The 21,663-nt window shown below is 62.2% G+C and carries 21 protein-coding genes; 2 read left to right on the plus strand and 19 right to left on the minus strand.

Features of this window, described 5'->3' with window-relative positions:
• Positions 1-55: 55 nt before the first annotated feature.
• The 19 genes from ureG to AMK02_RS16720 all read right to left on the minus strand — a co-directional run bounded on the left by ureG (position 56) and on the right by AMK02_RS16720 (position 17,039).
• The gene (gene ureG / locus AMK02_RS16630) at positions 56-667 is read right to left on the minus strand and encodes an urease accessory protein UreG (protein ID WP_064804500.1); all 612 of its coding nucleotides are present in this window, start codon (positions 665-667) and stop codon (positions 56-58) included.
• Between the two features lie 89 nt (positions 668-756).
• Entirely contained in the window at positions 757-1,428 is a 672-nt protein-coding gene (locus tag AMK02_RS16635) for an urease accessory protein UreF (protein ID WP_064804502.1), read from the minus strand.
• Positions 1,429-1,434: 6 nt separating this feature from the next.
• The gene (ureE, locus tag AMK02_RS30235) at positions 1,435-2,061 is read right to left on the minus strand and encodes an urease accessory protein UreE (protein ID WP_082929678.1); all 627 of its coding nucleotides are present in this window, start codon (positions 2,059-2,061) and stop codon (positions 1,435-1,437) included.
• 86 nt (positions 2,062-2,147) lie between these two features.
• Positions 2,148-3,011 (minus strand): GGDEF domain-containing protein, encoded by an 864-nt coding sequence (locus AMK02_RS16645; protein ID WP_064804506.1) that lies wholly within the window; start codon positions 3,009-3,011, stop codon positions 2,148-2,150.
• 330 nt (positions 3,012-3,341) lie between these two features.
• The gene (locus tag AMK02_RS16650) at positions 3,342-4,013 is read right to left on the minus strand and encodes a TIGR02117 family protein (RefSeq protein WP_064804507.1); all 672 of its coding nucleotides are present in this window, start codon (positions 4,011-4,013) and stop codon (positions 3,342-3,344) included.
• A gap of 28 nt (positions 4,014-4,041) precedes the next feature.
• Positions 4,042-5,754, minus strand: coding sequence for an urease subunit alpha (ureC, locus tag AMK02_RS16655; protein ID WP_064804509.1), 1,713 nt, complete (start codon positions 5,752-5,754; stop codon positions 4,042-4,044).
• A gap of 3 nt (positions 5,755-5,757) precedes the next feature.
• Positions 5,758-6,396: a hypothetical protein gene (locus tag AMK02_RS16660; protein ID WP_064804511.1), complete on the minus strand. Its 639-nt coding sequence runs from the start codon at positions 6,394-6,396 to the stop codon at positions 5,758-5,760.
• 1 nt (position 6,397) lies between these two features.
• A complete protein-coding gene (locus tag AMK02_RS16665; RefSeq protein WP_064804513.1) occupies positions 6,398-6,805 on the minus strand; it encodes a lysozyme inhibitor LprI family protein in 408 nt (135 codons plus the stop codon).
• Between the two features lie 17 nt (positions 6,806-6,822).
• Complete coding sequence (locus AMK02_RS16670; protein ID WP_003542314.1) at positions 6,823-7,128, minus strand: urease subunit beta; 306 nt, start codon at positions 7,126-7,128, stop codon at positions 6,823-6,825.
• A 10-nt stretch (positions 7,129-7,138) separates the two neighbouring features.
• On the minus strand, positions 7,139-7,390 hold the full coding sequence (locus AMK02_RS16675; RefSeq protein ID WP_064804515.1) for a DUF1272 domain-containing protein: 252 nt from the start codon (positions 7,388-7,390) through the stop codon (positions 7,139-7,141).
• Between the two features lie 9 nt (positions 7,391-7,399).
• Complete coding sequence (locus AMK02_RS16680; protein ID WP_064804517.1) at positions 7,400-7,702, minus strand: urease subunit gamma; 303 nt, start codon at positions 7,700-7,702, stop codon at positions 7,400-7,402.
• A 28-nt stretch (positions 7,703-7,730) separates the two neighbouring features.
• Positions 7,731-8,552, minus strand: a complete 822-nt coding sequence (locus tag AMK02_RS16685) for an urease accessory protein UreD (RefSeq protein WP_064806292.1) — start codon at positions 8,550-8,552, stop codon at positions 7,731-7,733.
• 138 nt (positions 8,553-8,690) lie between these two features.
• Positions 8,691-9,386, minus strand: coding sequence for an urea ABC transporter ATP-binding subunit UrtE (gene urtE, locus AMK02_RS16690; RefSeq protein ID WP_064804519.1), 696 nt, complete (start codon positions 9,384-9,386; stop codon positions 8,691-8,693).
• Between the two features lie 18 nt (positions 9,387-9,404).
• Positions 9,405-9,923 (minus strand): hypothetical protein, encoded by a 519-nt coding sequence (locus tag AMK02_RS16695; protein WP_064804521.1) that lies wholly within the window; start codon positions 9,921-9,923, stop codon positions 9,405-9,407.
• A 76-nt stretch (positions 9,924-9,999) separates the two neighbouring features.
• The gene (urtD, locus tag AMK02_RS16700; RefSeq protein WP_064806294.1) at positions 10,000-10,755 is read right to left on the minus strand and encodes an urea ABC transporter ATP-binding protein UrtD; all 756 of its coding nucleotides are present in this window, start codon (positions 10,753-10,755) and stop codon (positions 10,000-10,002) included.
• A 5-nt stretch (positions 10,756-10,760) separates the two neighbouring features.
• Positions 10,761-11,924 (minus strand): urea ABC transporter permease subunit UrtC, encoded by a 1,164-nt coding sequence (urtC, locus tag AMK02_RS16705; protein ID WP_064804523.1) that lies wholly within the window; start codon positions 11,922-11,924, stop codon positions 10,761-10,763.
• A complete protein-coding gene (gene urtB, locus AMK02_RS16710) occupies positions 11,921-13,546 on the minus strand; it encodes an urea ABC transporter permease subunit UrtB (protein ID WP_064804524.1) in 1,626 nt (541 codons plus the stop codon). Before urtB ends, urtC begins: the two co-directional genes overlap by 4 nt.
• A gap of 111 nt (positions 13,547-13,657) precedes the next feature.
• Complete coding sequence (urtA, locus tag AMK02_RS16715; protein ID WP_064804526.1) at positions 13,658-14,950, minus strand: urea ABC transporter substrate-binding protein; 1,293 nt, start codon at positions 14,948-14,950, stop codon at positions 13,658-13,660.
• Between the two features lie 187 nt (positions 14,951-15,137).
• Positions 15,138-17,039, minus strand: coding sequence for an acid phosphatase (locus tag AMK02_RS16720; protein WP_064804528.1), 1,902 nt, complete (start codon positions 17,037-17,039; stop codon positions 15,138-15,140).
• Between the two features lie 177 nt (positions 17,040-17,216).
• On the opposite strand from AMK02_RS16720, the gene AMK02_RS16725 reads away from it, so the two are divergent.
• Entirely contained in the window at positions 17,217-20,600 is a 3,384-nt protein-coding gene (locus AMK02_RS16725) for a hybrid sensor histidine kinase/response regulator (protein ID WP_064804530.1), read from the plus strand.
• Entirely contained in the window at positions 20,593-21,510 is a 918-nt protein-coding gene (locus AMK02_RS16730; protein ID WP_064804532.1) for a response regulator transcription factor, read from the plus strand. The genes AMK02_RS16725 and AMK02_RS16730 overlap by 8 nt, the downstream gene beginning before the upstream one ends.
• Positions 21,511-21,663: the final 153 nt, after the last annotated feature.

Consider the following 21,663-nt stretch of genomic DNA (forward strand, 5'->3'; position numbering starts at 1 on the left):
GGGCCGGGAGCGAACTCCCGGCCCGTTTTTCTTTTCTCTTGCTGCGGGATGACCGTCAGAGCCCGCCCTGTTCCCTGAGGAAACTGACGATCGAATTAACGCCGTCGCCGCGCTTCATGTCGGAAAAGACGAAGGGGCGTGAGGCGCGCATGCGCGTCGCATCCCGGTCCATCACCTCGAGATCGGCGCCGACATGAGGCGCGAGGTCCTTCTTGTTGATGACGAGCAGGTCCGAGCGGGTGATGCCAGGCCCGCCCTTGCGCGGGATTTCCTCGCCTTGGCAGACGGAGATGACATAGATGGTGATGTCGGCGAGATCGGGTGAAAAGGTCGCCGCCAGATTGTCACCGCCGGACTCGATGAAGACGACGTCGAGATCGGGAAAGCGTTCGTTCAGGCTGGCGATCGCCTGAAGATTGATCGTCGCATCCTCACGAATGGCAGTGTGCGGGCAGCCGCCGGTCTCCACGCCGACGATGCGGTCGGACGGCAAAGCCTGCATCCGTACCAGCGCCTCGGCATCCTCGGTCGTATAGATGTCGTTGGTGACGACGGCGACCGAATAATCGTCGCGCATCGCCTTGCAGAGCTTTTCCGTCAGCGCCGTTTTGCCCGAGCCGACCGGCCCGCCAATGCCGACACGCAGGGGTCCGTTTCTTGATTTCATGTGTTTCACTCCAATCGAGCCGGATGATAGCGACGGCGGCGGCGCGCGCCACCGTCAAATGACGCAGTTTCTGCGGTTAATTGACGTCCTCACGAGCGAAACAACCGCGTCGTCTGAGTCTCGTGGCGCAGGCTGGCGATATCGGCCTGCACGGTAGCCGAGCCGAGCTCGTCGAGTGTCGACGCTGCCGCCCGCCGGGCAACCTCCACGATATGCTCTTCAAGGCCGGCCAGCACGGCAACGCCATCCCGCTGCCCCGCCACGCCAAGACGGATGCCTGACGAAACCGCTTGCGAGGCATAGGCGTGCAGGAAGGCCGCGAGCACTTTCTCAAGCCCTATGCCGTGCGCGCCCGCAACCGCTCCGACGGCGACGGGATAAGCGGCCTTGCCGGGAAGCCTCTCGAACACCTCATCCGGCCAGGCCCGCGCGGCCGCGAGAAAGGCGTCACCGAGCAGCATGGTTTCCTGGTGGCGCTCACGCGACCCGGCAAGGGCATCGGCGAGAGCGGTAATCTCGGCAAGGCACGCGGGGCTCGCCTGTTGCCTGTGGCTCTCAGCCAGCAGCACCGCGTCGTTCCAAACCGAACCTTGGCTGATCAATGTGGCGATCCAGGCGGCAAGCGAGGCCGCATCGATGACGAGCCCATCGCCCGTCGCCCGTTCCAGCCCGCCCGAATAGGCAAAACCACCAATCGGAAAGGCCGGCGAGAGCCACGCCGCCAGGCGCAGCAAGGCCTGCAACTCGCGATCCCCGGTCATTGTGCTTCAATCGTGCTTGTGGCCGTGATGATGCCCGTGGTCATGATGGTGCCCGTGGTCATGATCGTGGTCGCAGCTGTGATCATGCTGGTGGTCATGGCCGTGTGCGTGACCGTGATCATGATCATGGTTGTGACCGTGGTCATGAGCCGCATGACCGTGATCATGGGTGTCCTGACCGTGATCATGCGAATGCCCGCCATGGGAATGATAGGCTCCACGTGCCGGCTGGAAGGGCTCATTGATCTCAAGCACGGCGGCGCCGAGCCCCTGCAGCATGGTGCGAATGACATGATCGCGCAGGATGACGATGCGGTCCTCCTCGATCTGGGCGGCAAGATGACGGTTGCCGAGATGCCAAGCAAGCTCGACCAGATGCGTGCGGTCGCGTCCGCGAATCTCGAAGAGTTTCTCGTCGGCCGCAAGGATCTCGATCAGTTCGCCGTCTTCGCGCACAAGCAGGTCGCCATTGGCGAAGAGCACCGGATCCTTGAGGTCGAGCATGACCATCTCGCCATTTTCCAGATGCAGCAGCTTGCGGCGCAGATGCCGCAGATCATGCGGCAGCTTGACCTGGGCGGTCGGATGGGAGGACGGGGTTCCGGCAGGAAGATAGGAGGTAACGCGCTGCATGACATGTCCGTTTTGCTGAAAGGACGACCATGCAAAATAGCTCTTGCCGATGCAAGCACCAATGGCCTTTCGTTGGCAGCTTGGCTTTATATCCCGTAGGCCTGCATCACGCTGTCGCTGCCCAGTCGCCTGCCCTCCGCGTCGGGACCAGCTTCAGCAAGTCCGTGCCAGGCATGATGCAGCCCCTCCCTCTCGTGCACGACGCGATTGCGTCCGAGCGCCTTGGCGAGATAGAGCGCCCGGTCGGCCGAGGCATAAACCTGCTGCTTGTTGCGCCCAGCAATGAGATCGGCCACGCCGCCAGAAATGGTGATGGCAATATGGTTCCCATCTGCCACAAGCGGCCTGCCGGCGATATCGGCCTGCACGGCCTGGATCCGCTCCAACCGTTTCTCCAGCGGTTCGCCGGAGACGATGACGCCGAATTCCTCGCCACCAAGGCGCGCAACGACGGACGATTCGTCGAAGGCGGAGATCAGCACCGCCGAAACCGCCGTGATAACCGCATCGCCGCAGGCATGGCCGAAGCGATCATTGATCGCCTTGAAACGGTCGACGTCGAAAATGACGAGCGAGGCGTCGCCTTCGATCCGATCCAGCGCCTCGGTGAAGGCGCGCCGGTTCAACAGGCCGGAGAGGGTATCCGTGCGGCTGAGCTTTTCGAATTTTGCCCGCGATAGCGTCAGCTCATGCATGGTGAAGCCTGTGGCCAGCGACAGCATTCCGGAAACCGTGCCACCGACAAGCCAGGAAAAAATGGCGCCGAAGCCGATCGCGTGCGAAAGGGTCACCGGCAGCAGCCCGAGAAAACCGAGTGGCGGTATCGTCAGCGCAATGATGACGCCGGAGAAAATGACGGCAAGAAAGCTCATCTTCAACGCAAAGACATAGACGTGCCTGCGATATTGAAAATCGCCAAAATCGGCCTGCAGCGACATCCAGTTCCTCATGAGAATCGACCTTCCTGCCCGGCGTTTCAAGGCATTGATAAGAGCGCAATTGCTGCGGGTGTCTTAATCGACTCGCTAGAATTTGAACGATTTCAGACGATTCGGTGGAGAGATTTTTTCTAGCAGGGGCTGCAAGTCTCCAATCCCTGAATCGAACAGAGCATGGAAGCAGCTAATTGACTGATCTATAATACCTTTCTTGAGTTATTGCACTGGGCTGTTTCAGAATGGTGTAACTGTAAAAAATTTGGGCTTTCCTAATGATTTTTACAACCGAACAGAGAGTTCCGTTCACAATTTCGTTTAAGCGCGGACAGGCCGGCGGGTGCGTCAATTGTAGACACCAATAGACAATCGCAATAATTGTGGAAGCGGGTTCCATAAGCCAGTTCGAAGCCCCGCCGAACGGAGTGCAGCGGCAGTCCAGGTGTTGCAGCCGAAGAGGGTATTGAAGTATCCCTTGGCTTCGAAAAACCGATCGATCTCCCCGTAACCCGCATCCGGGATCGGCGCGATCTCGCCCGCATTGCGGACGAAGCTGTCCGCGATGAATTGGCGCAGCCGCGCCAATTCATCGCCACCAATATCGAATGCGGTAACATCAGGCTGCGGCTCGGCAATATGGCCGGCGAGATCGACATGCAGCACCGAACGGTCGATCGTCAGCGCCCGTAGCACCGGTAGCGGCTTCAGCTCAGCCCAGGTCGGTGTTTCCAGATAGAAGGCGCGGCCGCCCCAGCCGACCACGAGCCATTCCGCATTCGGGTGATCGAGCGGAAAATCGGGATCGTCGAGAAAGGAAAAGGCAGCCCGCGTCTCCGCATCGAGCGGAATGGCAATATCGGTATGGATCGGTCCCGACAGCAGAAGCACCCGGTGGGCTGGCGCCGCGGACGACGCCTTGACCGGAGCAATCAGCGGCCGGGGAATGAAGGTCCCACCCGCTGCTAGCATCAGAAGCAGGAATAGGGCCCGCAACAGCCAGCGGACGCCCGTCCTCATCAGCCGCCGCGCATGCACGGATGCTGGCCTAAAACAGGAAATAGCGCTGCGCCATCGGCAGCACCGTCGCCGGCTCGCAGGTCAGCAGTTCGCCGTTCGCCCTGACTTCATAGGTCTCCGGATCGACTTCGATCTCCGGCGTCAGGTCATTGTGGATCATCGATGCCTTGGAGATGCCGCCGCGCGTATTCTTCACCGCCACGAGTTCCTTGCCGACACCGAGCCGGCTCTTCAGGCCGGCGTCGAGCGAGGCTTGGCTGACGAAGGTGACGGAGGAATTGGTGAGGCTTTTGCCATACGAGGCGAACATCGGCCGATAATGCACCGGCTGCGGCGTCGGGATCGAGGCGTTCGGATCGCCCATCGGGGCGGCGGCAATCGAGCCGCCGAGCAGCACCATGTCGGGCTTCACGCCGAAGAAGGCTGGGTTCCAGAGCACGAGGTCGGCGCGCTTGCCGACCTCGACCGAGCCGATCTCATGGCTGAGACCGTGGGCGATCGCCGGATTGATCGTGTATTTGGCGATATAGCGGCGGACGCGGAAATTGTCGTTATCGCCCTTTTCCTCCTTCAGCCGGCCGCGTTGGCGCTTCATCTTGTCGGCCGTCTGCCAGGTGCGGATCGCCACCTCGCCGACACGGCCCATGGCCTGGCTATCGGACGAGATGATCGAGAAGGCGCCGATATCATGCAGGATGTCTTCCGCCGCAATCGTCTCCTTGCGGATACGGCTTTCGGCAAAGGCGATATCCTCGGGGATCGATGGCGACAGGTGATGGCAGACCATCAGCATGTCCAGATGCTCGGCGATGGTGTTGACCGTATAGGGCCGCGTCGGATTGGTGGACGACGGGATAACGTTCGATTGGCCGCAGATCTTGATGATATCGGGCGCATGGCCGCCGCCCGCCCCTTCCGTGTGGAAGGCATGGATGGTGCGGCCCTTGATGGCGCCGATCGTATCCTCGACGAAGCCGCTTTCGTTCAGCGTATCGGTGTGGATCATCACCTGCACATCGTATTCGTCGGCGACCGACAGGCAGCAGTCGATGGCGCCAGGCGTCGTGCCCCAGTCCTCATGCAGCTTCAGCGAGGTGGCGCCGGCCAGCACCATCTCGGTCAAGGCTCCCGGCAGCGAGGCATTGCCCTTACCAGCAAAGGCAAGGTTCATCGGGAAGGCGTCCGCCGCCTCGATCATGCGGGCGAGATGCCAGGGGCCCGGCGTACAGGTGGTGGCAAGCGTGCCATGCGCCGGCCCCGTGCCGCCGCCGAGCATGCAGGTCATGCCAGACATCAGCGCTTCTTCGATCTGCTGCGGCGCGATGAAGTGGATATGGCTGTCCATGCCGCCCGCAGTAACGATCTTGCCTTCGGCGGCGATCGCCTCCGTGCCCGGGCCGACAATAATATTGACGCCCGGCTGCATGTCAGGATTGCCCGCCTTGCCGATCGCGACGATGCGTCCGCTCTTCAGCCCGATATCGGCCTTGTAGATGCCTGAATGATCGACGATCACCGCATTGGTGATGACGGTATCGACCGCGCCGTCCGCCCGCGTCACCTGGCTCTGGCCCATGCCATCGCGGATCACCTTGCCGCCGCCGAACTTCACCTCCTCGCCATAGGTGGTGAAATCCTTCTCGATCTCGATAAAGAGCTCCGTATCGGCAAGGCGCACCTTGTCGCCGGTGGTCGGTCCGAACATGCCGGCATAGGCGGCGCGCGAGATCTTATAGGGCATCTATCAGGCTCCGTAGGAGGAAGAGACAAGCGTTTTTCCGCCGAGCCGCCTGAGGCGGCCGGCGGCAATATAACCATCGACAAGCTGTCGTTCGGCGGCAAACGGGTGCCATTCCCAGCCAGCGTGACCGAAGCCGGCCAGCATCACCTCGGCCTCGGTATATTTGCCCAGCACCTCGGCGATGACGATCATGCCGCTGCTCGGCACCACATAGGGCGCCGGCGCAAAGGCCGAAAGCGAGGCGTCGGCGGCCTCGTGGAGCGCCTTGCCGATGACGACATGCGTCTTGCCGGCATCCGCGCAGAAGGCAGCGAACGCATCCGTATAATCATCGCAGAAATCGTCGAGCTCAGGATGCGAGACGGCAAGCGGCGCCCGCATCGCGGCGAATTTTTCCGGGTCGCGCACGCTCCAGATTTCGCGCGCCGCGACAACGCCGGGATGAGCGCGCCACTCGGGCGAGCCGAGCATTGCCTTTGCCGGCCGGCCGGTATTGCAGACCGCAACGGCGTCCGTGCGGCTGCCGCCGCCGCCGTAGGAGCGGCAATCATTGAAGCGGATGACGAAGTCGGCGGCATCGATGATGCCTGCCTGTCCTTCCCCTACCTCGCCATTGCCGACGATTACGATCTTCCTGATCACCTTAGTTGCTCATCGTGTCTGCGAGCTGTTTCAGCTCTTTCGTGCGTTTATCCGTCTCTTCGGCCAGGCATCCGGCAACCAGCATCGGCTCCATCGTGCCCCCGCGCGCCTGAAAGCCAAAGGCATCGCATTCTGCGTCGCGATAGTCGATCCAGGCGCGCTGCGCCTTGACCAGCGCCTTCTCCGCGCCCCTCATGTCGCCGTCGAGATCCTTGTCAATCGCCGCCATGGCGGCACGCGTCTTCTTGTACTGTTCGTTCAGCGCCTTGTCGGCAGCCTCATGGCGCGCCTCTTCGCAGGAGGTCATGTCCGATTGCGTCTGCGGATTCTTGCAATCGACATCCTGCGCGGACGCACCGCCGGCCACAAACAGCATCGCCGCCCCAATGAGGCAAATATTCAGACGCATTCACCTCTCCCGTTGTTCTAAAGCTTGCCCATCACCAGCTGGCGGAAGCCATAGACCTCGCGCTTGCCGGAAAGCGGGATCAGCGTCACCGAGCGCGTCTGTCCCGGCTCGAAGCGCACGGCCGTCCCCGCCGGAATATCGAGACGTTTCCCGTGCGCCGCCGCGCGGTCGAAGGAAAGCCCGGCATTGGTCTCGGCGAAATGATAGTGGCTGCCAACCTGCACCGGCCGGTCGCCGGTATTGGAAACTTCCAGCGTCACCGTCGGCGCGCCGGCATTGAGTTCGATGTCGCCGCTTGCGGCAATGATCTCGCCCGGAATCATAGAGTTCTCCCTAAGCCGCCCTGGGCGCGCAGCCCTCGGCTTTCAGCACACGTTTCGTCGACGCAGGATTTTTGGCGAGCATCGCTGCCGGCCGAATGGGCCTGGCGACGAGGTTGCCACCGCAATTCGGGCAGGCGCCCTTCAGCACGCCGTCCACGCAATCGGCGCAGAAGGTGCATTCATAGGTGCAGATCCGCGCCTCCGCACTTTCCGGCGGCAGATCCTTGTTGCAGCATTCGCAATTGGGCCTGAGCTCCAGCATGCTATGTCCTCACCGGATCGGTTCGTGCACGGTGACGAGCTTGGTCCCGTCGGGGAAGGTCGCCTCCACCTGCACGTCGTGGATCATCTCGGCAACGCCTTCCATCACCTGGTGGCGGCCGATCACGTGGGCGCCGGCCTCCATCAACTCGGCGACGGGACGGCCGTCGCGCGCGCCTTCGACGACGAAATCGCTGATCAGAGCGATCGCCTCGGGATGGTTCAGCTTGACGCCGCGCTCCAGCCGCCGCCGCGCCACCATCGCCGCCATCGATATCAGCAGCTTGTCTTTTTCTCTGGGAGTGAGGTTCATTAGGTGCCCATCTGCTTCGTGCTTAAATTCATAGATTCCAGACTTTCGGCACAGGCGCACCATTGCGCAAGGTGGAAATGACCGGGATCAGGATTTTTCTGAGCGAGAAGCCGTCGGCTGCCGCAAGGCGCACGACGAGCTTGTCGTTCCAGGCGCTGGCGCCACCCATCGACCCTTCGACGAGCGGCCGGACTTTGCCGAGATAGGCTTCCGCCAGCGGCCCGGCATAGAGCAGTGTCGCAAACGCGACCTGCCCGCCAAGCACGGCCTGGCGCGCAGCCAGCGCCGAAATACCTTCGGAAAGCTTCAGTTCCTCAGCATGGATCAGCCGGCCCGAACGGCGGATGCGCCAGCGGTCGCGAAAGAGCCCCGTCTCCACCGCCTCGCCCATCGCCTTGCGGCCTAGCAGCACCGCCTCGACGGCCAGGAATTCGGCGCGCTCGTCGAGATCGACATCGAGCCGGCGGAAAAGTGAAGCGCGGTCGAAGAGGATCGTTTCCTGCGGCAGCCAGTCGACGCGCGCTCCCGCGCCAACTTCGATGCGGGTCGTCACCTCGGCGGCTCCAGCCGATGCCTTGTAGATCTTCTCGCAGGCCTGGGTGGTGACGTCGATCTTCGTGCCGGCGCCGGCAACGACGTTCCAGTCCATCCGGTCGCCGCCAGTCAGCCCGCCCGCGGTATTGATGATGACGGCTTCCATCGAGGCATCGAACGTATCGGGCAGACGGATCTTCGCCGCGCCCTCCTGATAGAGTTCACGGAGGCGCGTACGGCCATCGAGCAGCCTTGCCGCCAGATGCCCGCGTCCCTCCGCTCTTTGCGGTCTCGTGCTGGCCACCGCAATCGTCATCTCGTCCCTTTCGGTCGCGCCACCGCTTTTCATTTCATCGCGCGGATGACGGAAAGCAAGCAATTCCCATGCCGCCCGGAAGATGCGGCAGATCGGCGAAGTACGGCTCCCACTGCCGCAAAACACGGCATCTGCCCGTCAGACGGTCAGATGACGACGGGCTTCCGGCGTATCCAGCGTCTCCGCCAGCCCTTCATGCACGATCTCGCCGCGATCCATGATGTAGACGTAATCGGCAAGCTCCCGGCAGAAATCCAGATATTGTTCGACGAGCAGGATCGCCATGCCGGTGGATTCGCGGAGGTAGCGGATCGCCCGGCCGATATCCTTGATGATCGACGGCTGAATGCCCTCGGTCGGCTCGTCGAGCACGAGGATCTTCGGCCGCGTCACCATGGCACGCCCGATCGCCAGCTGTTGCTGCTGCCCGCCGGAAAGATCGCCGCCGCGCCGCGATAGCATCGACTTCAGCACCGGGAACAGGCTGAAAATATCATCGGGAATGTTGCGGTCTCGGCGGCCAAGTGGAGCAAAGCCGGTTTCGAGATTTTCCTTCACGGTGAGCAGCGGAAAGATTTCGCGCCCCTGCGGCACATAGCCGATGCCCTGCTTGGCGCGGGCAAAGGGAGGCAGGCCGTTCAGCTTCGTATCGTTGAAGGTGACGGTGCCGGCCGACAGTGGATGCTGCCCGGTGACGGCGCGCAACAGCGAGCTCTTGCCGACCCCATTGCGGCCCAGCACGCAGGTGATCTTGCCCATCTCCGCCTTGATGGAGATACCGCGCAGCGCCTGCGCCGCGCCATAATGCAGATTCGCGTTTTTGACTGTCAGCATTCGTTCACCCATTCCCCATCAGTTCATCAGGCTACGCCTCAGCGTCTGCAGAGCGTAGTCCTGTTCCTTAGTTCTCTCGCCGCCGACCGCGGCCACCTCTTCGGCAATATTGATCAGCTGCCGCCGCTCCTGCATATCGAGCACCTTGATCCAGAGGTCCCGGAACCGGCGGATCGGGTCTTCGGGACTGTTGACGTTCTTGGACGCCCATTCGCCGAAAACCAGCACCTCTTCCATGTCGCCCGGCCGAATGATTCCTTTCATGCGGCCGCGGATGACATCCCTCGCTGCGTCGACATACATCGGCTTCTCCTTGGCAAGGCAGAAGAAAAAGGCCACTGCCGCTATCGCCGGATCGGCGATCGAGGCCAGTGGCGCCGCCTCCGCCTGCTTGCGGCGTTTTCCGCGCCTATAAGCGCCCCGCATACGCTCGACGGAATCGATGATCTCATTTCCCGCCTCACGCACCATTTTAAAACGCCAATACCAGATGACGGCGCCGCTGAGCGCCGCGACCAGAATACCGAGAAAAGCCATGCTGAAACCCCACAAGAATACCCACTCGTTTTAGAGCTTGTTCTTTTGTCAGGTTCAAGCCTGGAAGTTGCATTGATCACCGCCCCAGATAGTTCTCGATCACCTTCGGATCCGAACTGACGAAATCGATCGATCCTTCCGCAAGGACCGAACCTTCCGCGAGGCAGGTCACCTTGACGCCAAGGTCGCGGATGAAGCCCATATCGTGTTCGACGACAACGACCGAACGGGTCCTGGCAATGTCTTTGAGGAGGATCGCCGTTTCCGCCGTTTCCGCATCCGTCATGCCGGCCACCGGCTCGTCAACGAGCAGCAGCTTCGGCTCCTGCGCGAGCAACATGCCAATCTCCAGCCACTGCTTCTGCCCGTGCGAGAGATTGGCCGCCAGTTCGTCGTGCCGGTGCGTCAGCCGCACCGTTTCGAGGATTTCCTCGATACGCGCCCTGTCCTCGCCCGAAAGCCGGTAGAACAGCGTCGAGAAAACCGAGCGGCGGCGGTTCAGCGCCAGTTCCAGATTGTCCCAGACCGTATGGCTTTCAAAGACCGTCGGCTTCTGGAACTTCCGGCCGATGCCTAGCTGAGCAATGTCGGCCTCGTCCTTTTTGGTGAGATCGACAGTGCCGTTGAAGAACACCTCGCCCTCGTCGGGCCTGGTCTTGCCGGTGATGATATCCATCATCGTCGTCTTGCCGGCGCCATTCGGGCCGATGATGGCGCGAAGCTCGCCGGGCTCGATGACGATCGAGAGCGAATTCAGCGCCTTGAAGCCGTCGAAGGAAACGGAGACGCCGCTGAGATAGAGCACGCTGTTGGGTTTGACGTCGGGAATCACTGTGTTCACTCCGCTGCCTGGATTTTCGTCTCGATGCCGTCCTCCTCTGCCGCTGGCGGGACAGAATCGGAGACAGCTTTCCGTTTGCCGAGATAGTGCGAGATCGTGCCGACGACGCCCTTCGGCAGGAACAGCGTGACGGCGACGAAGAGGCCGCCGAGCGCAAACAGCCAGAACTCCGGAAAGAGGCCTGTGAAGATCGTCTTGCCGCCGTTGACGAGGATCGCGCCGATGATCGGCCCGATCAGCGTCCCCCGCCCGCCGACCGCCGTCCAGATGACGACCTCGATCGAGTTGGCAGGCGCGAATTCGCCGGGATTGATGATGCCGACCTGCGGCACGTAGAGCGCCCCGGCAATCCCCGCCATCATCGCCGAGACGACGAAGGTGAACAGCTTGAAATGCTCGACGCGGTAGCCGAGGAAGCGCGTGCGGCTTTCCGCGTCGCGCACGCCGACCAGCACCTTGCCGAACTTCGAGCGCACGATTGCCGAAGCGATCGTCAGCGAAAGCGCCAGGAAGATCGCGGTCGCGGCAAAGAGGCTTGCGCGTGTGCCGTCCGCCTGGATGTTGAAGCCGAGGATATCCTTGAAATCGGTCATGCCGTTATTGCCGCCGAACCCCATGTCGTTGCGGAAGAAGGCAAGCAGCAGTGCGTATGTCATCGCCTGGGTGATGATCGAGAGATAGACGCCGTTGACGCGCGAGCGGAAGGCGAACCAGCCGAAGACGAAGGCGAGCAGCCCGGGTACGGCGAGCACCATCAGCGCCGCGAACCAGAACTGGTCGAAGCCGTACCAGAACCAGGGCAGGTCCTTCCAGTTCAGGAACACCATGAAATCGGGCAGGATGGGATTGCCGTAGACGCCGCGCGAGCCGATCTGGCGCATCAGATACATGCCCATCGCGTAGCCGCCGAGCGCGAAGAAAGCGCCGTGGCCAAGCGAGAGAATGCCGCAGAAGCCCCAGACGAGATCGAGCGCCAGCGCCAGCAGCGCATAGGTAAGATACTTGCCGAACAGCGCCATGATATAGGTCGGCACGTGCAGCGGGTGCGTCGGGCCGGTGGCAAGGTTCAGCACCGGCACGAGAATGGCGACCACCAGCAACAAGGCGACGGCGATGGAGATCCTGCGATCAAGAGACCGAAGAAGGAAGGCCGTTATCATGCTTCCACCGCCCTTCCTTTGAGTGCGAAGAGCCCACGCGGACGCTTCTGGATGAAGAGAATGATGAGGACGAGCACCAGGATCTTGCCGAGCACGGCGCCGGCGAAGGGCTCGATGAACTTGTTGACGACGCCGAGCGACAGCGCGCCGACCAGCGTTCCCCAGAGATTACCGACACCGCCGAAGACGACGACCATGAAGCTGTCGATGATGTAGTTCTGGCCGAGGTTCGGCGAGACGTTGTCGATCTGCGAGAGCGCCACACCGGCCATGCCGGCGATGCCGGAGCCGAGCGCGAAGGTGAAGGCATCGACCCAGCCGGTGCGGATGCCCATCGACGAGGCCATGCGGCGGTTCTGCGTCACCGCCCGCATCTGCAGTCCGAAGGCGGAGCGCTTCAGCAGCATCAGGAGCGTCAGGAACACCACCATCGAGAAGACGATAATCCAGAGCCGGTTCCAGGTGATGGCGAGCCCGCCGAAATCGAATGCGCCGGACATCCAGCTCGGATTGCGGACCTCGCGGTTGGTCGGGCCGAAATAGCTGCGGATCGCCTGCTGCAGGATCAAGGACACGCCCCAGGTGGCAAGCAGCGTTTCCAGCGGGCGGCCGTAGAGATAACGAATGACGACGCGCTCGATGACGAGGCCGACGAAACCGGTAAAGACGAAGGCGGCCGGCACCGCGAAAGCCAGCGAATAATCGGCAAGCGACGGAAAGGCCGAGGTGATATATTCCTGCACGACATAGGTCGTATAGGCGCCGATCATCACCATCTCGCCATGCGCCATGTTGATCACGCCCATGACGCCGAAGGTGATGGCAAGGCCAATCGCGGCCAGCAGCAGTACCGAACCGAGCGACAGGCCGTACCAGACGTTCTGGACGACGTCCCAGAGCGCCAGGTCGCGGTTGATCGAATTGATCTCTGTCTGGATCGCTGGCTTCAGATCGTCACGGGCATTCGCCATCGCCGTCGTCAGGATCGTCAGCGCATCGCGGCCGCCGCGGGCGGCGATCATGTCGATGGCGGCCCGCTTCTCCTCGCTGCCGGCATCGCTCTTCAGCACCATCACGGCCCGCGCCGCTTCCATCGTGTTTTTGATCTCCCCGTCCTTCTCGGCTGAAAGAGCCGAATTCAGAAGTTCGAGATTGGCGGGATCGGCATCCCTCAGCATGCCCTCAGACGCTGCGAGCCGCGCGGAGCGATCCGGGCTCAAAAGCGTCAGCTGACTCATCACAGTCGTGATCGTGGTGCGCAGCGAATTGTTGATCTTGACCTTCGACATCATGTCGGGGTCGACATCGGCAACCGCCTCGCCGGTGATCGGATCGGAATAGGTTGGCTCGTCCTCCGTGCCGCCCTGAACGAGAACGGGGCCGCCCTCCGAATTGACGTAGAGCTGGCCGTCGCTCAGTTGCTGCAGGATCTGGCTGACATGCGAATCCCCGGAAGCGGCAAGCGCCCGGATGGCCGCATCGCGCTCGGGAAAGCCGCCGACGCCGAGCGCATCGACGAGAGCGTGCACGTCGCCCTCGGCGCGCAGACCGGTCACCGAAAGCGCCAGGCCGGAAAGCATCAGGCAAAATGTCAGAAGGAAAATCTTGATGGCGCGAAACATCGGCTCTCTCGCCTTGAGTGTCGTCGGCCTTGCGGCGCAGCGGTAAGGACAGAGCTTCCGCCCGGATCGGCTCCGGACGGAAGTCTTCAGGCTTTCAACGGATGGGGTTCCTCAGGAGCCCTTGCCACCGCACTTACCTGTGGCAACGTTGAAGTTGCCGCAGGAGAGAGGCTTGCGCCAATCGGAGATCAGGTCCTTTGAGTCAGGCAGGTAGTCGGACCATTCGTCGCCGACGACGGCGGGCGTCTGCTGGACGATCTCGAACTGGCCGTCGGCCTGGATCTCACCGATCAGCACCGGCTTGGTGATGTGGTGGTTCGGCATGACGGTGGCATAGCCGCCGGAGAGGTTCGGAACGGTGACGCCGATAATGTTGTCGAGAACGGCATCGGTATTGGTGGTGCCGGCGGCCTGGACGGCCTTCACCCAGGCGTTGAAGCCGATATAGGCGGCTTCCATCGGGTCGTTGGTCACGCGCTTGTCGTTCTTGGTGAAGGCATGCCATTCCTTGATGAACTTCTTGTTGGCCGGGCTTTCCACGGACTCGAAGTAGTTCCAGGCGGCGAGATGGCCGACGAGCGGTTTGGTATCGAGACCGGCAAGCTCTTCTTCGCCGACCGAGAAGGCGACAACCGGAATGTCGGTCGCCTTGATGCCCTGGTTGCCGAGTTCCTTGTAGAAGGGAACGTTGGCGTCACCGTTGATGGTGGAGACGACGGCGGTCTTCTTGCCGGCCGAGCCGAATTCCTTGATCTTGGCGACTTCGGTCTGCCAGTCGGAGAAACCGAACGGCGTGTAGTTGACGAGAATATCTTCCTTCGGAATGCCCTTGGATTCGAGATAGGCTGCGAGGATCTTGTTGGTCGTACGGGGATAGACGTAGTCGGTGCCTTCGAGCACGAAGCGCTTCACGCCCTCGGTCTTCATGAGGTAGTCGACCGCCGGGATAGCCTGCTGGTTCGGGGCTGCACCCGTATAGAAGATGTTGCGCGAGGATTCTTCGCCTTCATACTGCACGGGGTAGAAGAGCAGCGAATTCAGCTCTTCGAAGACGGGCAGGACGGATTTGCGCGAGGACGAGGTCCAGCAGCCGAAGACGGCGGCAACCTTGTCCTTTTCGATCAGCTCACGCGCCTTTTCGGCAAACAACGGCCAATCGGACGCCGGATCGACGACGACGGCTTCGAGCTTCTTGCCGAGAAGGCCGCCCTTCTTGTTCTGCTCGTCGATGAGCATCAGCATGGCGTCTTTCAGCGTGGTTTCGGAAATTGCCATCGTGCCCGAGAGCGAATGCAGCACGCCGACCTTAATGGTGTCATCGGCAGCGACCGCGCCATGGAAGGCGGCCGAAGCCGCCATGACGGCACCGAGCGCGGCACCTGTAATAGTGGTTCTGAGATTCATCTGATCGAACTCCCCTCTTTTGTTCCGCAACAGGCCGGAAACGGAAATCAACTGTTGCCGAGGGGACTATCGGGTGCTGCAGCGCAAAAACACATACGCAAAATGACGTAGGCGCAGGGGGCAAACGGGCGGCCGGGAAACAAGGGCATCCCCGCAACCGGGGATGCCCTCCATCTGTGAACGGAAATCAGCCGTCGATCGTCAGCGTAACCGATGTCGGACCGTAGGAGAGGCTCGCCTTATGGCCGGAGATGGTGAACTTGCCGAAGCTGCCGGTGACGTTGCCCGCCTTCAGGATCTCGATCTTGGTTCCGGGCGTCGGGGTGAAGCCGTCGGCAAGCGTCACGTCGAGATCGCCGGCGAGCTCCGCCTTGCCGTTGATCACAAGGGTGCCGGCGCCGTCCGCGCCGAGTGCAAGCTTCGCCACAGCATTGGTCTGCCGATAATCGCCCCCCACGATCAGCGGCTTGTCGGCCGCCACCACGAGCGAACCGCCGTTCACCGTCAGCCCGCCGGTGCCGAAAGCCGAAGACGAACCGGCGACCAGCACGCCTTCTTCCAGGACGGTGCCGCCCGCATAGCTGTTGGCGCCGGACAGGCCGAGGATGCCGCTGCCGCTTTTCACCAGCCTGCCCTTGCCGCCGATGTCGTTGCGCCAGGTGTCGATTGCACTGAAGCCGCCCTTGGCCGCATCCATCGTTACGGTCACGTCCTGGTCGAATGCACCATAACCGTCGGCGGCAGCAAACAGGTTGAGGCGGCCGTAACCTTCCGCGTCGTCGAGGAGCGGATAGCCGGAAGCGATTTCCGTCGTCTTCAGAACCTCGCGGCGCTGTTCGCCGTTAAGATAAGGCAGACGCGTTTCGAGCAGCGCTTCGGCGCCTTGCGGCACACGCGCCGGCTGGTCGGTCGCATGGATGGTCGGCAGGCCGTAGCTCAGGCGCTGTAGCACGTAAGCGCGATTGGCTTCATGATCGGCGAAACGGTCCGCCGAAAGCGGCGCCGCATGGGCGACGACGTCGAGCGCACCTGCATCTGCAACGCCTGATTTGCCGATGAGCCACGATTGTGCCTGGGCGTAAGCGTCGCTCTTCAGCGCAGCATTGTCGGCCTTGTTCAGATTGTAGACGACCGTCGCGGTGCCGAGCATGCGGCCGCCCATCACGTCGAGCGGAGAATGCATGCCGGAAAGGATGCGATCCTCGCCCAGTTCGCTGGCGCGTGTGATCATTTCCTGAAAGCGCTGCGGTACGAGATAGGCCATGGCGAGCGCATCCCGCCAGGCTTCCGCCGTATGCCCGCTCGGGAAACCGCCATCCTCGACCGGCTTGCCGCTCTTTGCGGGCACCAGGGTCGGGACAACCGACACGTCCTGGCTCCAGCGGTAGGGGCGGCCATATTTGAAATAGCGCTTGGCGGGTTCCGTCGAGCCGTCAGCGCTTGCGGCGTTAATGAAGTCGATCGCAAGCCCCATGTCCGGGTTGGCGTCGGTCTTGTTTTCCGTATCCGGCTTGCTGCCGGCGCCGCGATTGTTGCCCTTGTCGTCATATTTGACCGTCGTCGCGTCGGCCGCCACCTCGGTGATCGTGGTGGTCTGCTTGGAGCCGGCCTTCCAGGCATCCGTCAGCGGTCCAAGGCCGTCGACGATGCTGGCATTCTTGCCGCGCCGGTCGTCGAGATAGGCGGCAACGGCCTGCTCGGCCGTCCGCGCCTTGGTCACCTTGACGGCATAGGCGATGTTGGCGTCATGGACGAGCTTGTTGACGATCTGGCCGTCGGTTTTGCTGAAAGGAATGCCGTCCCAATCCGTCTTGGCGACCGCCGGGCAATTGTCCTTGGCCGCCGCTTCGACGCCCGCGTCGACAAAAGGCGTGCGCGGGGTCCAGATTTCCAGAAAGCCGGAGAGAAGGTGCACGGCGGCATTGGTGTCCACCGTCGAGAAGCAGGCGTCACCGCGCTTGTTGGTGTTTCCGGTCTCAACATAAGGCGCTTTTGCGGCCGTGGCCTGCTCGGCGCCAGCAAGCGACGGCACGATCGAAACGAGGCAGACGAGGGCGGTGCTGAGGCGGAAAAGGCTTGAAACAGACATGGATGATACCTGAAATGGTTGAAGGAACGGCGGGAGAGTTAGAGAGCTCGTGTGACAGAGCGGCTTCAAAAATATGGCAGTTCAGTGAATCTGCCAGTGCTACGCCCTTGCCTTTCTCACCCATCCCGCCAAAACTGTTCCGAGACGATAGGCCAACCGGAATGCCGGAAGGAAGACATGGCAGCGCGCCAACGCATCATTCCGGTAAGACGCGAATATAATCGCTGGGTCGCCAACCAGACGTTGGAAGATTACGCGCTGCGTTTTACCGCGAAGAGCGCCCGCCACTTCTCTTCGCAGCGCATCGCGCAGACGGCAATCGGCGCGATCTCCTTCCTGGCGCTCGAGGCGATCGGCGGCGCCATCACCCTCTCCTACGGCACCACAAACGCCTTCTACGCCATCATCGTCGCTTCGCTCGCCATGCTGGCGATCGGTCTGCCAATCAGCCGATACGCCGTCCGTCACGGCGTCGATATTGATCTGCTGACGCGCGGCGCCGGTTTCGGCTACATCGGCTCGACCATCACCTCACTGATCTATGCGAGCTTCACTTTCATGCTTTTTGCGATCGAGGCCTCGATCATGTCCGGCGCGTTGGAACTGGCGCTCGGCATTCCCCTCTGGATCGGTTATATCGTCAGCGCCGTCATGGTGATCCCGCTGGTGACGCACGGCGTGCGGCTGATCAGCAAGTTCCAGCTGATGACCCAGCCCTTCTGGATCGTGCTGAATATCCTGCCCTTCCTCTTCATCGCCTTCATGGACTGGGAGAAATTCGATCTCTGGCGCGCCTTTGCCGGCATCCGCCATGTCTCAGGCCCGCCCGGCACCGTCGCCGATTTCGATCTGGTGGAGTTCGGCGCCGCTTCCGCCGTCATCCTCGCCCTGATGTCGCAGATCGGCGAACAGGCCGACTTCCTGCGCTTCCTGCCACCGGAGCCGCGGCGCAAGTGGCGCCATCGCCTCGCCGTCTTCCTTGCCGGACCCGGCTGGGTTGTCATTGGCGCGCCGAAGCTGCTTGCCGGTTCCTTCCTGGTCGTGCTGACGTTGGCCTCGGGCGTGCCGGTCGATCGCGCCGCCGACCCGGCGCAGATGTATCTGACGGCCTTCGGCTATATGATCCCTTGGCATAATGCCGCGCTGTTGCTGATGGCGGCCTTCGTCGTCGTCTCACAGTTGAAGATCAACGTGATGAACGCCTATGCCGGCTCGCTCGCCTGGTCGAACTTCTTCTCACGGTTGACCCACAGCCATCCGGGCCGCGTCATCTGGCTGGTCTTCAACGTCGCGATCGCCCTTTTGCTGATGGAACTCGGCATCTACCGGCTGCTGGAGGAGACGCTCGGCATCTTCTCGATTGTCGCCATGGCCTGGCTCTGCACGATCTTCGCCGATCTCTTCATCAACAAGCCGCTGGGGCTCGCTCCCCCTGGCATCGAGTTCAAGCGTGCTCACCTCTACGACATCAATCCGGTCGGCCTCGGCGCCATGGCGCTGTCGGCAACGGTGTCGCTGATCGTTCATTTCGGCGCCTTCGGCCCGCTCGCCGCCTCGCTTGCCCCCTATATCAGCCTCGTCGTCGCGCTCATCGCCTCGCCGGCACTCGCCTGGGTGACGAAAGGCAAGTTCTATCTCGCCCGCAAGCCGCGCCAGAGCTGGAAGAATCTGACGAACATCACCTGCTCCGTCTGCGAGCACCCTTTCGAACCGGAGGATATGGCATGGTGCCCGGCTTATGCCGCGCCGATCTGTTCGCTCTGCTGCTCGCTCGACAGCCGCTGCCACGACATGTGCAAGCCGGCCGCCCGTTTCAATGCGCAGGTCGGCACCGTCGCCAAGGTTCTGCTGCCGGAAACCGTTCTGGGCAAACTGACGACGCGCCTCGGCCGCTACGGCATCGCCGTCGTTCTGGCCTTGGCCGCCATCGGAGCGATCCTGGCGATGATCGCACATCAGGTCGCCGCCGCCTCCCCCGAGACGGCCGAGGTCGTCAATCGCACCATCCTGGTCGTCTTCTTCGTCTTTTCGGTGATATCGGGAGTTGTCTGCTGGTTCTACGTGCTCGCCCATGACAGCCGCGTCGTCGCCGAGGAGGAATCGTCGCGCCAGAACACCCTGCTGCTCAAGGAAATCGCCGCCCACAAGAAAACCGATGCCGCCCTGCAGAACGCCAAGGAGACGGCCGAGGCTGCCAACCGCGCCAAGAGCCGCTATGTCGTCGGCCTCAGCCATGAACTGCGCACACCGCTGAATGCCGTGCTCGGCTATGCCCAGATCCTCGAACGCGACGAAACGATCCCGGCGCCTCGCCAATCCTCGATCAAGATCATCCGCCGCAGCGCCGAACATCTCTCGGGGCTGATCGACGGCCTGCTCGATATTTCGAAAATCGAGGCCGGCCGCCTCCAGGTTTATTCCAACGAGATCAACATCCAGGACTTCCTCGACCAGATCGTCGAGCTATTTCGGCCGCAGGCGCAGGCAAAGGGGCTCACCTTTATCCATGATCGCTCGCCCGCCTTGCCGCAATTCGTCCGCACCGATGAAAAGCGCCTGCGCCAGATTCTCGTCAACCTGCTCTCCAATGCCATCAAATTCACCGACGAAGGCAGCGTCACCTTCGATGTCGCCTATCGCAGCCAGGTTGCGACCTTCACCGTCGCCGATACCGGCCGCGGCATCGCCGAGAAGGACCTGACGCGCATCTACGAACCTTTCCAGCGGGGCGAGGCAGACAGCGTCCGGCCGATGCCGGGCCTCGGCCTCGGCCTCACCATCACCCGGCTTCTGACCAACACGCTTGGCGGCGAGATTGCGGTCTCGAGCGTCAAGGACGAAGGCTCGGCATTCCGTGTGCGGCTGATGCTGTCCGCCGTCATGCGCGCCGCCGCGCCGCCGCAGGAAAAACGCATCGTCGGTTACGACGGTCCGCGCCGCACCATCGTCGTCGTCGACGACAATGAGGATCACCGCGAGATGATGCGCGAAATCCTGGCGCCGCTCGATTTCATCGTGCTGACGGCGGCAGGCGGGGCCGAATGCCTGACGCTGATCGACGGCATCCTGCCCGATCTGTTCCTCGTCGATATACTGATGCCCGGCATGAGCGGCTGGCAGCTCGTCTCGCGTCTGCGTGAGGCTGGCCAGACAGCGCCGGTTGTGATGCTTTCGGCCAATATCGGCGATGCGACGGTTCTGAGCGACAGCGACGACAGCCACAATGATGCGATCGGCAAGCCCGTCGACATCCGCCGGCTGCGCGACAAGCTCGCCTTGCATCTTGGCCTGAACTGGGTCTATGCCGATGACGCCCCCGCCGCTCCTGCAAAGACCGCAGCGCCGATGCTGGGCCCGGGTGCAGCCCATGTGCAGGAATTGCTGCGGCTCGGCGAGATCGGTTACATCAGGGGCATCGAAGCCAAGCTTTCGGACCTTGCCAAGGTGGAGGCAAATCGGCCATTCACCGAGGCTCTTCGACCCTATGTGGCCGCCTTCGATCTGGCCGGCTACATGACCTTCCTGCACGACTTCGACGAAAAGGTGGAATCCATTGGCTGAGCCGGCCCCCCCTCGCGACATCGTTCTACTTGTCGACGACTCGCCCGAAGCGCTCGGTTTCCTCACAGACGCGCTCGAACAATCCGGCTTCTCCGTGCTGATCGCCACCTCAGGCACGGCAGCGCTTGGCATCGTCGAGCGGATCACGCCCGATCTGATCCTGCTCGACGCCGTGATGCCCGCCATGGACGGCTTCGAGACCTGCCGAAGGCTGAAGGCGAATGCCACTGTAGCCCAGGTGCCGGTCATCTTCATGACCGGCCTGACGGAGACCGAGCATGTCGTGCACGCGCTGGAATCCGGCGGCGTCGATTACCTCACCAAGCCGATCAACATCGACGAACTGCGCGCCCGCATCCGCGTCCATCTGCGCAATGCCCGCTCAGCCCAGAGCGCCCGCGTTGCGCTCGACGCTGCCGGCCGTCATCTGCTGGCGGTCAAGGGTGATGGCGCGATCCAATGGTCGACGCCGCAGGCGACCCGGTTGGTCAATGCCGCCATGGGCAGTGACGACGGCATGGAGATCGTCGTCCGCCATATCGCCGGCTGGATGCGTGACCGCGTGGCAGCAGTGCGCGACGGCATCATCTCAATCACCCATGCCGGCCAGCCGGCGCTGCAGCTTGCCTTCCTCGGCGCGATCGGCCCGGATGAATATCTCTTCCGCCTCACCGCCGCCAGCCAGCGCAGCGACGACGAGATGCTGCGCCAGCGTTTTTCGCTCACCCAACGAGAATCCGAAGTGCTGCTCTGGATTGCCAAGGGCAAAGCCAACCGTGACATCGGCGAAATACTGGGTTTGTCGGCACGCACCGTGAATAAACACCTCGAACAGATTTATGTGAAACTCGGCGTCGAAAACCGCGCGTCGGCGGCCGTGAAGGCGACGCATGTTCTGCATGAGATGTGAGGGATATTGAAACGCGCCGCCCCGCACGATGTCGGCTGCAAGCTTTCGAATAACCCCGGGCCCCTCGCCTCGAAAAGGCGCACCACGATTGAGATGTCCCGAAAATGAAAGAAGCCCGGCCGGAACCGGGCTTCGATCAGATCATGTTATCGA

It is taken from the genome of Rhizobium sp. N731 (assembly GCF_001664145.1).
Lineage (GTDB): Bacteria > Pseudomonadota > Alphaproteobacteria > Rhizobiales > Rhizobiaceae > Rhizobium > Rhizobium esperanzae.